The sequence below is a fragment of the Lysinibacillus sp. VIII_CA genome (assembly GCF_049943995.1).
In the GTDB taxonomy this organism is placed as follows: domain Bacteria; phylum Bacillota; class Bacilli; order Bacillales_A; family Planococcaceae; genus Lysinibacillus; species Lysinibacillus pinottii.
The window spans coordinates 1-276 of the sequence record NZ_JBNFXM010000104.1; the positions used below are offsets into that span (position 1 = coordinate 1).

General features: G+C 41.7%; 1 pseudogene. It reads left to right on the top strand.

What is annotated here, in order from left to right:
• Positions 1-259: pseudogene (locus ACP3VS_RS24415) on the top strand (transposase); the annotation flags it as partial.
• Positions 260-276: the final 17 nt, after the last annotated feature.

The window sequence follows — 276 nt, forward strand, 5'->3', positions numbered from 1 at the left end:
TCAACGCCATATTGGGGAACTGTATGTGGAGGAAGCTGAACATTTACGCCATTCCTATGACATCAAACAAATTTATAAAAGCGTAAAGAAACGATTGAGCATGTCTTTGCCGATACAAAGGAAAAGCATGGTATGCGATGGACACCCTAGAGGTCTGAAAAATTGTCCATGCAGGCGATACCTACTACTTGCTGCCATGAATTTAAAGAAACTAGCTACTTGGACGTGGCAGGCGGCTTCAAAGAGTTCTTATACTTGAAGAGTCTGTTTTATTGG